A 14,413-nucleotide genomic window follows, 5' to 3' on the forward strand; every position below is an offset into this window, starting at 1 on the left:
AGCAGGTCGCCGGACAAGAATCGGTCGGTTGTGCTGTCCGAACTTGGTCGTATGAAATGGAGGTCTATGAAAAATACGACTTGTCGAGTGAGTCGAAACCACGAGACTCGCTTATGCGCTCGTCTCGTTCGCAGCGGTCGTCGCAGTGCCAGCTTCAGTCGTCCTGTTCGAAACCACTGTCGTCCCTCCGACAGCAGTGGTTTCGTTCGCAACAGTGGTCGTCTCTTCGGCAACGGTCGTCTCTTCGGCAACGGTCGTCTCTTCGGCAACAGTGGTTTCGTTCGCAACAGTGGTCGTCTCTTCAGCAGCAGCAGTCGTCGCCTCTTCAACAGCGGTCGTCTTCTCTTCAGCAACGGTGGTCGTCTCTGCGACAGTCGTCGTCTCGTTCGCGGCCGTCGTGGTTCCCTCGGCGGCCTCGATCGTGATCGAGGCGAGTTCGCCGAAGTTTTCGGTGTAGACGCCGTGGGTGTACGTACCGGGTTCGACGTCGCTGGTGTCGATACAGTACGTCACGTCCACGCTTTCACCGGGTCCGAGCGATACTTCTTTGCGCTCGACCACGGTGCCCTCCAACCGGAAATCAACGTTTTGCGTGAGTTCCTGATCGGTAGGGTTGGTGATCGTCGCGCTTACCTTGATAGTTTCGCCAACAGTCGCGTTGAGCGGCGCTTCGAGGTTCTCCACGTCGAGCGACGGTCCGAGGTTGGAGACATTGCTGACCTGACCATCCGCTTCGGCAGTGGTGGTCGCTTCCGCAGTCGTCGTCTCCTCGGTGGCCGTCGTCTCGTTCGCGGCAGTGGTCGTCTCCTCAGCAGTGGTCGTTTCCGCTGCCGGAGGTTGTTCGGCCGTCGTCGTCTCCGCGACCGTCGTCGTTTCCGCACCACCTTCGACGGTCACGTTCGCCTGGTCAACCACGATTTCGCCGTCCACGACGTACGGGAGGTCTTCGGCTCCCTCGGACGTGACGAAGTCGTAGACCTCGTTATCGTTGGTGTCGAGGTGCGGCATGGCGATGAGCGGCTGACTTTCGTTCAGCGGTTCGTCGAGGGTCACGGTGACGTTTTCGTGCGTCCCGGGTTCGAGATACTCCGACGAACCGACGACGCTTCCGATGACGTTTCCATCGAGCAGAGTCTCGTCGTGAATCGCGACGAAGCCACCCTCAGACATGGTAACCGAGTCGATGGTGACGGTCTCTCCGCTCGTAGTTTGGTCTTCGAAGGTCACGTTCGCATCGAGCTCCTGCGGTTGTTCGGGGACACCGGGTTGTCCCGGTATCGCCGGAACGCTCAGATTCGATGGAAGCTCAACGACGATGGTCGAGTTCTCGATGGAGATGTCGCGGAGTTCGACCCGGACGGTTTCGAGGTCGCTCGGAACCGTCACGTCGGACTCTTCCACGGCTGTCTGGACGTCCTCTTGCGAGACGTTCTGGCCACGTTCGATGACGTCCTGCGTCGATTCGTTTTCGAGCAGGGCAGTCACGTTGACGCGAACCGTCTCGTCCTGCAAGTCAACGCCGCTGATCGTCTCGGTGCGGTCCGGTTCGGTGCTGTCGCCGACCACGAACGACCACTCGTCGATGTTCAGCGAATCGACTTGGAAGACGAGTTCGTTCGTCTGATTCGTCTCGTTGTCGGCTGGTGGTTCTTCGGCTTCACCGACGGTGATTTCCGCGTCGTCGGTGATGACCTCACCGTTTGCCGTGTATGGCCCATCGACGGTTCCGTTACTGATGACGAAACCGTACACCTCGTTCGCGTTGGTGTCCTGGTGCGGCATGGCGATGAGCGTCTGGCTCTCGGTAATCGGGCGCGCAAGCGTCACGGTGACGTTTTCGTGCGTCCCGGGTTCGAGATACACCGAGTTACCGAGCACGCTGCCCACGACGTTCCCTTCGAGGAGCGTTTCGTCGTGAATCGCGACGAAGCCGCCCTCCGGAACGGTAACCGATTCGATGACGATGGTTTCGCCGTCGCTCTGTTGTTCGTTGATAGTTACGTTCGATTGTGATTCCCCCTGCAGGTCTGTAACCCGCATTTCTGATGCTGTATCCGCCTGTCCTGTGGCTCCCAGCGATATCGCTACACCGCCGGCAAGTACCACGAGAACAGCCACGAATGTGGCACTAACAGTTCTCGGGATTCGTGTCATATCTCCCTCCTCATCCGCGAACGAGGTGACGACGAGACGCCGGATAAACAGCTTCCACCGTTCACGGGATAAGATGCCAATTCGGGGAGTTAGGTCGCTCCTGCTTTCATTCCCCCTTCGTACAGCGGATGGGCTAGGCCGGTATTTCCTCTCGAGTCGAACGACGCTTTCGAAGGCGGTTTAGTTATCCATCCACGAATTGCCAGTAGATGTCGATGCGAGTCACCTTCCTCGGAACCAGTGGGGCAGTGCCGACGACGGAGCGTAACCCGAGTGCCATCCTCGTCAACCGGGAAGGCGACCGTCTGCTGTTCGACGCCGCCGAGGGCACCCAACGTCAGATGATGCGCTTCGGGACGGGCTTTACCATCTCTGACCTGTTCATCTCGCACCTTCATGGCGACCACGTCCTCGGGATTCCGGGTCTCGTCCAGACGTGGAATTTCAACGACCGAGACGACCCGCTGATGATTTACACGCCGCGTGGAACCGGCGACGATATCGACACGCTCGTTCATGCGGTGGGCAGTCAGCCGTCGTTCCCGATTCACATCACGGAAGTCGCGCCGGGCGAAGTAGCAGTCCGCCGCGACGAATACGAAGTTCGCGCGTTTCGCACCGATCACGAAACGAACTCCCTCGGCTACGCGCTGGTCGAAGACGACCGAAAGGGTCGCTTCGACCGCGAACACGCCGAAGAACTCGGCGTCCCCGTCGGCCCGAAGTTCCAGCAACTCCACGCCGGAAATCCGGTCGAACTCGACGACGGAACCGTCGTCAATCCCGAACAAGTCGTCGGCGACCCACGTCCCGGGCGCAAATTCGTCTACACCGCGGACACGCGCCCGTCGGAGCAAGTCGTTTCCATAGCCGAAGATGCGGACCTGCTCGTCCACGATGCGACCTTCGCCGATGACCGAGCGGATCGTGCGAGGAAAACGGCCCACTCGACCGCGGCACAGGCCGGAAACATCGCTCAACGAGCAGGGACGGTTCGACTCGCACTCATGCACGTTTCCTCACGCTACGCGGGCGACGTTTCGGCCCACCTCCGGGAAGCCCGCGAGGAGTTCGACGGCGAGGTGTTCGCCCCCGACGACGGCGATATCGTCGAAGTACCGTATCCGGACGAGTAGCGCGAACGATCGGAACAGCCACCGCTAACGTGAATCGCCGGGTCCGGGCGAGTCGATTTATCGAGCGACCTCGTGAGTTCCTTCCTTTACAGAACTATGTCAGTAGAATATTATTTTGACGAAAATATTATATAGTTTTAGATTATTAATTAGTCTTGATGGAGCAGAAAAGAAGAACGGTACTGAAGCAACTCGGAGCGGTCGGTACGGTCGGACTCGGTAGTGTCGGCTTATCCGGAACGGTGAGCGCGCACGTGCAAGACCCATACGCTGACAGATGGGTTGCGGCCGACTCCAGCAACTACACCAACGACAACAAGAGCGCGAGCGAAATCAACTGGGTTATCATCCACGTCACCCAGGGAAGCTACGGTGGAACCGTCAGCTGGTTCCAAAACCCCGACTCAGATGTGAGCACCCAATACGTGATTCGCAACTCCGACGGCCACGCGACCCAGATGGTTCACAATGAGGATAGCGCCTGGCACGGCGGGGGGCAAAACTACAGCTTCCATTCCATCGGCATCGAACACGAGGGCTGGGTCGGCGAGACGAACTTCACCGACGCGCTGTACCAGAAATCCGCCAACATCGTCAGCTGGCTCTGTGACACCTACGGTATCTCGAAAGTTCACCCGACCGGCGTCGCGCCGTGTGACGCCCGGGACGGAAGCGGTATCATCGGCCACCACCAGGTACCCGAGTCCGACTGCGGCTACAACGACCACACCGACCCCGGTTCGACGTGGGACTGGAACTACTTCATGAGCCTCGTCAACGGCAGTAGCGGCGGTGGAAACCGGTTCGTCGACGGCGACCGAGTCACGCCGACGACCAACCTAAACACGCGCGAACAGCCGGGAACCGACCAGCCGATCGTTGCCACGATTTCGCCCGGTGAAGTCGGCGAAATCATGAACGGCCCGATCGATAAAGACGGCTATCGCTGGTGGGGCGTCCACTGGCTCGACCGGAACGTGTGGGGTTGGTCCGTCGAGCGCTACCTCACCGACGCATAGACCCGACGACAGCGTCCATTTTTGAGAACCGTCTACTCGTCAGCCTCGGTCACTTCCCGGCCCTCGTATCGGGTGTTTTCCGCGCCGGATTTATATTTCGACGGTGCTTATCACGAACCGTGAGCGAGCGAACGAGTGCTCTCGACGTTCTCGTCTTCGGGGTTGACATCCAAAGCGGGGACGTCCGAGGTGATTCTCCCTCTTACGCGCTCGTCGTCTACGATGGCGAGCAGGTAGACCGTGACGTCGTTTCTTACCGCAAACTTCGGCGACTCATCGAGCGCGACGAACCCGCGCTCGTGGCGACGGACAACATGTACGAACTCGCCAAGAACAAGGACGCGCTCGTCCATTTTCTCCGTGGACTTCCGGACGGGACGCGACTCGTCCAAGTGACTGGTGCGGAACGGCCGGAACCGCTCTCCCGGGTCGCATCCAGGCACGGGGTACCCTACGGAAAGAAGCCGATGCGCGAGGCGGAAGCGGCGGCCCGTCTCGCCGCGATGAATATCGGTTACGAGGTGACCGCCTTCACCGACACCACCCGAGTCAAAGTCTCCCGCGGGCGTTCGACTGGAAAAGGTGGGTGGAGCGAAGACCGCTTCACCCGTCGAATTCACGGCTCCGTCAAGGAAACGTCTCGAAAAGTCGAATCCGAAATCCGGAGTGCCGGACTGGAGTACGAACGTGAGGTCACGGAGAAGTACGGCGGCTACTCCAACGCGATCTTCGAAGTGACTGCTCGACCGGGCGACATCCCCGTTTCGTCTAGACGGTCCGGCGACGTACGTGTCGAAATAGACCGACTGAGGCGGGATGGAATCGAGTTCGAACCCCTCGTCAAACGCAGGGATCACGTCATCGTCGGCATCGACCCCGGAACGACGACAGCAGTGGCACTGACCGGTTTGGACGGCTCGCTCCTCGACGTATGGAGCACTCGAACCGCCGACACCGCCGACGTTATCGAGTGGATAATCGAGCGTGGACGACCGATTATCGTCGCGGCGGACGTGACCCCGATGCCGGAAACCGTCGAGAAGATTCGACGAAGCTTCGACGCGGCACCGTGGACACCGCAACGTGACCTTCCGATAGACGAAAAACAACACCGGACCCGTGAGGAAAACTACGACAACGACCACCAGCGTGACGCGATGGCCGCGGCATTCTTCGCGTTCGACGGCCACGAGGACCAGTTCGAACGTATCGCGCGGAAAGTCCCGGCAGGGATGAGTCCGAGCGAGGTGACCGCCCGTGTGGTTGCAGGCGAGGAGAGCGTCGAAAGCGTCGTCAAAGACCTCTCCGACGACCCGGAGCCGGAGGAAGAGCAGTCGGAACACACGGTTCGGGAACTCTCCGCCGAGGAAAAACGCATCAAGCAGCTCGAATCGCAGGTCGAGCGACTGCAATCGCATACGGACGACCTTCGGGAAACGGTCGAGGAGAAAGACGACCGAATCGAAGAACTCGAACGCGAACTCTCGGACGCGAAACGGGAGGAACGAGAGAACGTCCGCGCCAGACGCGAAATATCACGACTCCAGCGCGAGAACAACCGACTCGACGACGAACTGGACGAGCGCGACGAGACGATCAAGGAGCTGGAGGGTAAACTCGCCCGCCTCAAGGAACTGTGGAAGCTCGACCACTCGAACTTCAGCGACGTGGCGGAACGAAAAGCCGGACTGGTCGCCGTCAAACCCATCGACAAGTTCACCAACGACGCCATCGATTCCGCACACGAAAGTTACGGACTCGCCGAAGATGACGTGATTTATCTCCGCGACGCGAGCGGAGCGGGACGTTCGACCGCCCAGCGACTCGCGGACATCGGTCCGCGAGTCGTGCTCAAAGCAGGGGGTATCTCGGACGTGGCGGACGAGGTGCTGTTCGACCACGAGATTCCGGTCGGTCCGGCGAGCGACGTGACGATTCAGGAAATCGACGAACTCGCCGTCGCGCGTGAATCCGAAGTCGAAACCGTCATTGACGACTGGCGCAACCAGGCGGAAGATCGCCGCAAAGAGGAAAAGACGGACCAACTCGATCAACTCATCAGCGAACACCGCGCCGAGCGCCGGGCCGACGAACGACGGTCGTCCTCGTCATCATCTTCGTCCTCGTTCGGTAACTAATCGGGTTCCACGTTTACGTCATCCACTCCGTTGAAAGCGTTCGAACGACGCTCAGACCCCAGAGTGCGATACCGAAGCCGACGGCCAGCACCGCCCCGTACAACAGGATGATTTCGTTCGTCGCGCCGAGTTCCCGTCCGAACTGAATCGCCGGATACAGTGCGAGCGTGCCGACGACGACCAACCAGAGTCCGATTCGCGTTCCGTTCATACCCTCCGTTTCGTCTCATCTGACTTGTTCCTTATCCAATGACGTAACCCTAAAGCCAGTGAGCCATCTTTTTCCGTGCATGGACACTTACGAGTTAATCTCCCGGAACGCCGACGAATTGGTGACCGAGGAGGAGGTGCGCGAACTCGCGAACGACCCCGAAGGAAAGCGCGCCTACGTCGGCTACGAGCCCTCCGGCGTGCTCCACATCGGGCACATGCTTACCGCGAACAAACTCATCGACTTACAGGAGGCCGGCTTCGAAGTCGTCATCCTCCTCGCCGACGTTCACGCCTACCTGAACGATAAGGGGACGTTCGAGGAAATTCAGGAGACGGCAGCGCGTATGAAAGAACAGTTCATCGCCTACGGGCTGGACGAGGAGAACACCGAGTTCCGGTTCGGATCCGAGTTCCAGATGGACGACGACTACGTCCTCGACTTGCACAGCCTCGAACTGGAGACGACGCTCAACCGGGCAAGCCGAGCGATGGCCGAGATTCAGAGCGGCGAATCCACGAAAGTCTCACAGGCGGTGTACCCCCTGATGCAGGCGCTCGACATCGAATATCTCGATTTGGACCTCGCAATCGGCGGCATGGAACAGCGGAAAGTCCACATGCTCGCCCGCGACACGCTCCCGAGCATCGGCTACGATTCCCCGACCTGTATCCATACGCCGCTCATCGCCGATCTCGGCTCCGGCGAGGGCAAGATGTCCTCCAGCAAAGGCGTCACTATCTCGATGGAGGATTCGACCGAGGACATCGAGGAAAAGGTCAACTCGGCGTTCTGTCCGCCGACGCGCGACCCAGAGGGTGACCTCGAAAATCCCGTCCTCCAGATCTTCGAATACCACGTCTTCCCGCGCTTCCAGGAGGTCGTGGTCGAACGCCCCGACAAGTACGGTGGCAACCTCGAATACGACGACTACCAGTCGCTCGAAGATGACTTGGAAAGCGGCGAACTGCATCCGGCCGACGCGAAAAGCGCGCTCGCGAGCTACTTGGACGACCTCATCGCGCCCGGGCGGGAAAAGATCCGGCAGGCCGAATAGGCGGATCGTCGAGGGTCCTCGTCCCTGTTTTCCGTGGTTGTCGTAACGGCAGTCGAGACACCCGAGCCGTGTCGAAATGGTGTCCCATACCGGTCCCGGGCGCCATCATGAACTCCAAATACGGTACCCATGACGAGCGGGTAGCGTTACTCGTCCTTCGACAACCGATATATCTCCACGACGTCGGCGACGGTGACGTCACCGTCGCCGTTCATGTCGAACCGGCCGGGAACATGACGCGCACTTCCCACGCTTCCGGTCTTCCGAACGGTGAGCGTGACCGACCCGTCGCTATCCGGATCGACGGCTAGCTTGTACTCGCCCTCCTCGACTACTTTCGGAGCCAGTGCCGGGACGTCACCCGGGACGACTTCCAGGACTTTCAGATCGATGTCGACCGAAACGGTCTTTTTCTCGCCGGAATCTAAGCGGACGCGTTCGTAACCGACCACCCGGTTATCACGGGCGATGACCGAACCGTAGAACTCGGTGTTGAACACCTCCACGATGTGGTCGCCCGCTACGTCACCCGTGTTTTCGACGTCGACGTGGACGGTTATCGTCCGGCAGCCGTCCGGTTTGCCGACGTTCGACGGTGTGACTGTGAGATTGGAGTACTCGAAGCTGGTATAGCTCAGCCCGTACCCGTAAGGGTACAGCGGTTCGTGTCGGCTCGACGGCCACGCATTGTGGTAGTTCGGTACGTGACCGGCCTTTCGGGGCCAGGTGAAGCCGAGCTTTCCGGAAGGGTTGTTCTCGCCGAAAAGCGTCTCGACGATGGCCTTGCCGCCACCGCTGCCGGGTTCACCGGCGAACAACAGTGCATCGAGATGGCGGAAAGTTTCGTCGTTGCCCCGCGGACTGCCCGCGTACTCCACGCCGATGATAGTCGTGTCATCGCTCGTGTTCTTGACGACGGTCTGGAGAATCTCCCGCTGAGTCGCTGGAAGTTGAAGGGTGTCTCGGTCACCGAACCCTTCATTGTGTGGTCCTTCACCGAGGACGACCACGACGACGTCCGCGTCGGGAGCCGAACTCTCGACGGCGCTGCGCTGCCGGTCCGTGAACCCGTACTTCCCGTTCTCGTGGGTCGTATCCTCGGGAATCGACCACCACTTCGAGCGGTCGAAGTCCGTCGGGACGTGCGTGAGTTGTCCCTTTCCGAGCGCGGCTTCGAGTTCCGCTACCATCGTCGTCCCGGCTGGCCGGGGGCCACCTTCCGTGAGCGACCCACCCTCGATGCCCTGCCAACCGAGCGTCCAACCGCCGTACTGCATCAGAATTCGGTTCTCGATACCGGTTTCGGGGTCGATTCCCGGCCCAGTTACCAGCACGTTTTCGTTGCCCGAAAGCGGTAGCGCCGAATCGTCTCCCTCCGTCACTGGGTCGTTTTTCAGCAAGACCATCGACTCGCGGGCGAGGTCGGTCGCCACCTCCATTGACTCGTCGTTGCCGACGAGGGAGGTAAGATCGGACGAATCGGCGTAGGGGTTCTCGAACAGCCCGAGGTCCCGTTTTAGTTCGAGGATACGCCCGACGGATCGGTCGATGCGCTTCTCCGAGAGTTCGCCGGTAGAGACGAGGGTTCGAACGTGGGAGACGAACTCCGGAGGGGTGAGACCGCCGCCACCGAGCATTACCATATCCAATCCCGCTTCGATAGCTACCTTTACCGCGCTTCGTCGGCCCTCCTCGGTGTTCGGCAAGTACTGGTGACGGTCTATCATGCGGAAGAGGTCGTTCCAGTCGGAGATTACCACACCCTCGAAGCCGTATTCATCCCGCAGAACATCGGTCAACAGCCACCGTGAAGCGTGCGCCGGAACACCGTTGACTGAGCCGCTGTTAACCATAATCATGCCGGGCCCTTCCTCGATGGCAACCTCGAACGGCGGAAGTAGCGTCTCCCGCAGGTCGCGCATCGAGACGTTTGCGGCCGCACGGTCGTTGCCATTTTCGGGGACTTCATATCCAGCGAAGTGTTTGACCGTGGACGTGACGCGGTCGTTGCTTTCGAGCGCCCGGATTCGGGCGGCCGAGATGTCGGAAAGCACCTTCGGGTCTTCACTGATTCCCTCGAAAAATCGTCCCCAGCGTGGGTCGCGTTGGAGTTCGAGGGTCGGAGCGAACGTTTCGTGACAACTGGTCGCTTCGAGTACCGCGGCAGTGTGTTGCTCGGCACGTTCGATGGTGTCGGGGTCGCGTGTCGCCCCCATGTTGAGCCGATGTGGAAACACGGTTGCTCCGTCGAGATAGCAAGCTCCGTGCACGGCATCGACACCGTAGAAGAACGGAATCCCGTGCGGGGAGTTGTCGATCGTATACTCCTGAAGGGCATTGACCTTCTGGACTAACTCCTGTGGGTCCGTCGTCGGAGGGAGCGACCCGCCGGAGAGCAACGACCCGGCAGCCACGTCGGTGATGAGATCACCGATCAGGGAAACGTCGTCGAAGGTCGAATCCGCCTCGGGGTCGAGACTGTTGACCACGGGCTGGATCATTTGTCCCGCTTTCTCCTCGATGGACATATCTTTCAGCAACGCGTTCATCGAGTGTTCCTCTGCTTCTACTTCCCGTGCGCTCAGACCGACCGTCGTCGCAGCAGTTGCGGCTCCGGTCGCTTTCATGAACGTCCGTCGAGAGTGACCTTCGCCGCTCTGTGTGTCGTTTTCTTCCATCGTTTCATCTAGATATAATTTGAGTAGTAATTAATATTACTCGTATTAGAATAATAATTATATGTCGAAGGAATTACACACAGGGTTCTGAAAATTCACAAAGGATCAGGAAAAGCCTATCGACTATTCGAAATTGCCACCGCCCATCATCGCACCCATTCCGAAGCTCTCCAGCACGCCCGAAACGAGACCCCATGCAGTAAGGACGAAGCCGACGACGACTAGACCCATCCCTGCCGCGATGATGAGACTTTTGAGGGCGATGACACCGATTCCAGCGACGAGTACGAGCAGACCGACGATACCCTTCGCACCGAGTTTTCCGAGCATAGCCCGGAATGTGTACGGGAGTGTCTTAAAAGTGGCAGTTGCTCGCCACCGTTCGGCGATTTGCGTCCTCGTGACTTCGGTTTCGTCGGTGTCGGAACAGCGACTATCCTCGATCTTCGGCGCGATGTAGCCTCCGGTTTCCGCGATCGGCGCTGAGAGACATGTGAATGGGTTCCTCTCCGATTGCGCAGGGGAGTATCTGCGTGCAGGACGGCGGATTTAAAGGCAATGACCACCAACTGTGGGATATGAGTGACAACAGCGGACGCAAAAACCTCCGCATGCCAGACGACGATGAGGTATTCGCTACCGTCACCAACATGCTCGGTGCGAATCGCGTCAAAGTTCGGTGTGCAGACGGCAAGGAACGAACGGCCCGAATCCCCGGAAAGATGCAAAAGCGCGTCTGGATTCGAGAGGACGATATCGTGCTCGTAGAGCCATGGGACTGGCAGGACGAAAAGGCTGACATCAAATGGCGCTACGACAAACAGCAGGCCGACCAATTGCGTCAAGAAGGGCATATCCAATAGCACCTTTTTCTGCGTTCGCGCGGCTTGCCGCGCTCACTGGAAAAACCTGCACCAAAAGCCCGCGCTCCTCCCTTCGGCCGTCGCTTGGCCCGCTCACTCGTCATTTCATTCCTCGCTCGCGGAGAGTGTGCTGGCCGCTTGTGGTCGTATAGAGTGCTGGTTATTTGTGGGTGTGCAAATTGCCTAATTCTCAGCAGTTATCCCCCTGCTGACCACCCACTGGGAGGACTCGCTTCGCTCGTTCCCCTGTTCGTTATTCTCATTGCCGCGATAGCACACCGCAATCGGAAATCTCGGCCGTTTCCATATCGGGATTAAATCCCGAGTTCGTAATTCGCAGCACGATGTCGCAAAACCTGTCCACCGAAGAGTTCGACGTTGACCACGACGCAGAGTTCCCGGCCGTTATCGAGGCACTTCACACACGCCGGTCAGGGCACAATTACGACCCCGACATGGACATCGACGAAGAAACGTTGGAAGAACTGATTCGGGATGCAGCCATCGCCCCGTCGTCCTACAACCTCCAACCGTGGGAGTTCGTCGCCGTGCAGGACGAGGAGCGACTGGACGAAATCGTCGACATCGCGTATGGCCAAGAGCATATCCGCGATGCCGGAACCGCGATTCTCGTCGTCGGTCATACCGACGCGAAGACGGCGGACAGCGTCTTCGACGAGTGGGTCGAAGCGGGTCGAATGGACGAGGAAACGGCCGCGGAGACGAAGGCCCAGACCGTTGGAATGTACGATGACGACCAACTGGGTCGCGACTACGCGATTCGAAACGCGAGCCTTGCCGCCGAAAATCTCATGCTTTCCGCGCACGCGCGCGGGCTGACGGCGACCCCGATGATCGGTTTCGACCAGGAGCGAATCGCCGAGTTCCTCGACCTGCCGGACGACGAGATTCCGGTGATGCTTCTCGCGGTCGGACCGAGCGGCGGGGAAGAACCCGAGCGTCTCCCGCGGCGAAGCGTCGAGGAAATTCTCCACAAGGAATCGTACTAACAGGAACGGGCCACCCTTTTACCGCTCCTCCACTTAGACGGAGACAGATGAACAAGGAGTACGGACTGCTTGATCCGGAAAACACCGAGGCCCCCGGCGACGAGTGGGAGGAAATCGACGTTTCCGACACCGAAGCCGACCGCATCGCGCGCAAGCGTGATCGAGAGTTCAGTCAATTTCGGGAACGGGTCAAGGACGCCGACCAGTTCAAGGTCGAGCAGTCCGTCTTCGACGACGCTACGCTCGCCGCACTGTACAAACTCGTACAGGATGGCTACGTCCGCGCATTCGGCGGACCGATCTCTTCGGGGAAGGAAGCGACCGTCTACAGCGCGCTAGGTGACGAAGAACACGAAGAGGTGGCGGTCAAAATCTACCGAATCAACGCGAGCGACTTCCGGGACATGCGGGAGTATCTCGTCGGAGACCCGCGGTTCGAGGAACTCGGTGGAGATAAAAAGCGGGTCGTCCTCGCGTGGGTTCGCAAGGAGTTTGCCAATCTCAAGCGCGCCCGGAAGGCAGGTGTACGAGTGCCTGAACCCTTTGCGGTCCAGCGAAACGTCCTGGTGATGGAGTTCATGGGCAACGACGGTAGGCGGGCACCAACCCTCGCGGATGCGAAACTCGAGAATCCCGAAACTGCCTACGAAGTCGTCAAGGAGTATATGCGTCGTCTATACGATTCGGGACTTGTCCACGGCGATCTCTCCGAATACAATATCCTCGTCAGCAACGGCGAACTCTGCATCATCGACGTCGGACAGGCAGTAACCATCCACCATCCTAACAGCGGGGAGTTTCTCACCCGGGACTGTGCGAACGTCGCGTCGTTCTTCCAACGGGAGGGGTTGGACGTTCACGGCGACGAACTGGAAGCGTGGGTTCGGGAGAACGCAGACCCAGAAAAATAAAACGACCGCGTTTACGAAACTCGCTGGACGACAAGCCGCCCCATTTGCTCCGAATCGCGGAGTTTCGTCTGCAAGATTGCAGTGTACAGTCCCGTCGTCCCTGCGAGGGCAAAGATGAACAGCGAACACGGAAGCCACACCGCGAGCGGCGAGAGAAGCGGCGGAACGACTGCGACGATAGCCGCCTCTGTCGGCCGAACGAAGTAGCCTGCAAACAGACCGACCGCCAACATCCCCACAAATTTGTCATATTTCGACCACGAACCGCCGTTTTTCGATTCCATAAGGGGATGTTATTTTCAATCACCTATCGACATTTTCCACGGGACGTTTTCAGAAGACGACACAACTGCCGGAAATCAGCAGACGGCACGACCGGGAAGTTGCCAGCATGCTCTCCGCGAGTGAGGAGCGATAACGACGAGCGAGCGGGCCGACGACTGAACGGAGCGGAGCGAAGTGAAGGAAGAATGCTTTTGATCCAGATTTTGCCAGAGAGCGCGACGGAGTCACGCGAACGCTGCAAAAGGTGGGTAGGGAAGGGCTTAAACCGCGTCAGGTGGTAAGAGCGTTCATGAAGCACGTGACGATACCGCAGGACCGAATCGGCGTTCTCATCGGCGAAGGCGGTGAGACGATGCGAGAGATTGAAAGTCGTGCCGACGTGCGCCTCGATATCGATTCCGACGACGGTTCGGTACGAGTCGAGAAGACTGGTGACCCCGTCCGCGGACTGAAAGCGCCGGAAATCGTCAGAGCGATCGGGCGCGGATTTGCCCCGGACGAGGCGCTCACACTGCTCGAAGACGACCTGATGCTGTTCGACCTCGTGGATATCGATGCCGCCGCCCGCAACAAGAACGACCTTCAGCGGCAAAAAGGCCGACTCATCGGTGAGAACGGTCGAACTCGCCAGTTGATGGAGGAGCTGACGGGTGCAAACGTCGTTATTTACGGCACGACGCTCGGGATCATCGGGCAACCACAGCAGGTAGAGACAGTTCGGAGTGCCGCCGAGATGATTCTGGATGGCGCACCGCACGGTGCGGTGTACTCGTTCCTCGAACGCAAACGCAACGAGATGAAACAACAAGGAATGGAGTATCACCAGTTCAGCGGTTAGCTCCATTTTCCTATATAAACGCTACCCTGTTATTGCATAGCATTCCACTTCGCGAGTCCTTTGTGGCACGTTCGCACGTGTCCAAGAAAAGATTTATATAGAATCGCAATCAA

Annotated in this window: 13 protein-coding genes; 8 read left to right on the plus strand and 5 right to left on the minus strand. The window is 59.1% G+C overall.

The genetic code is table 11. From position 1 onward, the window contains the following. Positions 1-111: 111 nt before the first annotated feature. A complete protein-coding gene (locus tag OOF89_RS04770) occupies positions 112-2,154 on the minus strand; it encodes a DUF7282 domain-containing protein (RefSeq protein ID WP_266078904.1) in 2,043 nt (680 codons plus the stop codon). A gap of 209 nt (positions 2,155-2,363) precedes the next feature. On the opposite strand from OOF89_RS04770, the gene rnz reads away from it, so the two are divergent. From rnz to OOF89_RS04785, 3 genes are all read left to right on the plus strand, one after another. Beyond that, the gene (gene rnz, locus OOF89_RS04775; RefSeq protein ID WP_266078905.1) at positions 2,364-3,290 is read left to right on the plus strand and encodes a ribonuclease Z; all 927 of its coding nucleotides are present in this window, start codon (positions 2,364-2,366) and stop codon (positions 3,288-3,290) included. A 158-nt stretch (positions 3,291-3,448) separates the two neighbouring features. Next, the gene (locus OOF89_RS04780; protein WP_266078906.1) at positions 3,449-4,309 is read left to right on the plus strand and encodes a peptidoglycan recognition protein family protein; all 861 of its coding nucleotides are present in this window, start codon (positions 3,449-3,451) and stop codon (positions 4,307-4,309) included. A gap of 119 nt (positions 4,310-4,428) precedes the next feature. Beyond that, positions 4,429-6,447, plus strand: a complete 2,019-nt coding sequence (locus OOF89_RS04785) for a DUF460 domain-containing protein (protein WP_266078907.1) — start codon at positions 4,429-4,431, stop codon at positions 6,445-6,447. A 13-nt stretch (positions 6,448-6,460) separates the two neighbouring features. Here OOF89_RS04785 and OOF89_RS04790 read toward each other — a convergent pair whose 3' ends face one another. Continuing rightward, on the minus strand, positions 6,461-6,658 hold the full coding sequence (locus OOF89_RS04790) for a hypothetical protein (protein WP_266078908.1): 198 nt from the start codon (positions 6,656-6,658) through the stop codon (positions 6,461-6,463). A gap of 79 nt (positions 6,659-6,737) precedes the next feature. On the opposite strand from OOF89_RS04790, the gene OOF89_RS04795 reads away from it, so the two are divergent. Beyond that, positions 6,738-7,715, plus strand: coding sequence for a tyrosine--tRNA ligase (locus OOF89_RS04795; RefSeq protein WP_266078911.1), 978 nt, complete (start codon positions 6,738-6,740; stop codon positions 7,713-7,715). A 146-nt stretch (positions 7,716-7,861) separates the two neighbouring features. Here the strand turns inward: OOF89_RS04795 and OOF89_RS04800 are convergent, their stop codons facing one another. Together OOF89_RS04800 and OOF89_RS04805 are read right to left on the minus strand one after the other, a co-directional pair. Next, a complete protein-coding gene (locus OOF89_RS04800) occupies positions 7,862-10,393 on the minus strand; it encodes a glycoside hydrolase family 3 protein (protein WP_266078913.1) in 2,532 nt (843 codons plus the stop codon). A 123-nt stretch (positions 10,394-10,516) separates the two neighbouring features. Further along, entirely contained in the window at positions 10,517-10,723 is a 207-nt protein-coding gene (locus OOF89_RS04805; protein ID WP_266078915.1) for a DUF7470 family protein, read from the minus strand. A gap of 248 nt (positions 10,724-10,971) precedes the next feature. Between OOF89_RS04805 and eif1A the strand changes: the two genes are divergently transcribed. The 3 genes from eif1A to rio1 all read left to right on the plus strand — a co-directional run bounded on the left by eif1A (position 10,972) and on the right by rio1 (position 13,177). Continuing rightward, positions 10,972-11,256 (plus strand): translation initiation factor eIF-1A, encoded by a 285-nt coding sequence (eif1A, locus tag OOF89_RS04810; RefSeq protein ID WP_266078917.1) that lies wholly within the window; start codon positions 10,972-10,974, stop codon positions 11,254-11,256. Positions 11,257-11,600: 344 nt separating this feature from the next. Continuing rightward, positions 11,601-12,266 (plus strand): nitroreductase family protein, encoded by a 666-nt coding sequence (locus tag OOF89_RS04815; RefSeq protein WP_266078918.1) that lies wholly within the window; start codon positions 11,601-11,603, stop codon positions 12,264-12,266. 47 nt (positions 12,267-12,313) lie between these two features. Beyond that, positions 12,314-13,177, plus strand: a complete 864-nt coding sequence (rio1, locus tag OOF89_RS04820; RefSeq protein ID WP_266078919.1) for a serine/threonine-protein kinase Rio1 — start codon at positions 12,314-12,316, stop codon at positions 13,175-13,177. Positions 13,178-13,188: 11 nt separating this feature from the next. Here rio1 and OOF89_RS04825 read toward each other — a convergent pair whose 3' ends face one another. Next, positions 13,189-13,461 carry an EMC3/TMCO1 family protein gene (locus OOF89_RS04825; protein ID WP_266078921.1) on the minus strand — a complete coding sequence of 91 codons (273 nt, stop codon included), beginning with the start codon at positions 13,459-13,461 and terminating at the stop codon, positions 13,189-13,191. 290 nt (positions 13,462-13,751) lie between these two features. Here OOF89_RS04825 and OOF89_RS04830 point away from each other — a divergent pair, with 290 nt between their 5' ends. Further along, positions 13,752-14,300: a KH domain-containing protein gene (locus tag OOF89_RS04830; protein ID WP_266078922.1), complete on the plus strand. Its 549-nt coding sequence runs from the start codon at positions 13,752-13,754 to the stop codon at positions 14,298-14,300. Positions 14,301-14,413: the final 113 nt, after the last annotated feature.

The organism is Haladaptatus caseinilyticus (assembly GCF_026248685.1).
Classification (GTDB): domain Archaea; phylum Halobacteriota; class Halobacteria; order Halobacteriales; family Haladaptataceae; genus Haladaptatus; species Haladaptatus caseinilyticus.

What these genes read in the sequence shown, in the direction of transcription:
- OOF89_RS04770 (WP_266078904.1), bottom strand. Translation starts at nt 2,154, where the DNA reads ATGACACGAATCCCGAGAACTGTTAGTGCCACATTCGTGGCTGTTCTC.
- rnz (WP_266078905.1), top strand. Translation starts at nt 2,364, where the DNA reads ATGTCGATGCGAGTCACCTTCCTCGGAACCAGTGGGGCAGTGCCGACG.
- eif1A (WP_266078917.1), top strand. Translation starts at nt 10,972, where the DNA reads ATGAGTGACAACAGCGGACGCAAAAACCTCCGCATGCCAGACGACGAT.
- OOF89_RS04800 (WP_266078913.1), bottom strand. Translation starts at nt 10,393, where the DNA reads ATGGAAGAAAACGACACACAGAGCGGCGAAGGTCACTCTCGACGGACG.
- rio1 (WP_266078919.1), top strand. Translation starts at nt 12,314, where the DNA reads ATGAACAAGGAGTACGGACTGCTTGATCCGGAAAACACCGAGGCCCCC.
- OOF89_RS04805 (WP_266078915.1), bottom strand. Translation starts at nt 10,723, where the DNA reads ATGCTCGGAAAACTCGGTGCGAAGGGTATCGTCGGTCTGCTCGTACTC.
- OOF89_RS04795 (WP_266078911.1), top strand. Translation starts at nt 6,738, where the DNA reads ATGGACACTTACGAGTTAATCTCCCGGAACGCCGACGAATTGGTGACC.
- OOF89_RS04825 (WP_266078921.1), bottom strand. Translation starts at nt 13,461, where the DNA reads ATGGAATCGAAAAACGGCGGTTCGTGGTCGAAATATGACAAATTTGTG.
- OOF89_RS04780 (WP_266078906.1), top strand. Translation starts at nt 3,449, where the DNA reads ATGGAGCAGAAAAGAAGAACGGTACTGAAGCAACTCGGAGCGGTCGGT.
- OOF89_RS04830 (WP_266078922.1), top strand. Translation starts at nt 13,752, where the DNA reads ATGAAGCACGTGACGATACCGCAGGACCGAATCGGCGTTCTCATCGGC.
- OOF89_RS04815 (WP_266078918.1), top strand. Translation starts at nt 11,601, where the DNA reads ATGTCGCAAAACCTGTCCACCGAAGAGTTCGACGTTGACCACGACGCA.
- OOF89_RS04790 (WP_266078908.1), bottom strand. Translation starts at nt 6,658, where the DNA reads ATGAACGGAACGCGAATCGGACTCTGGTTGGTCGTCGTCGGCACGCTC.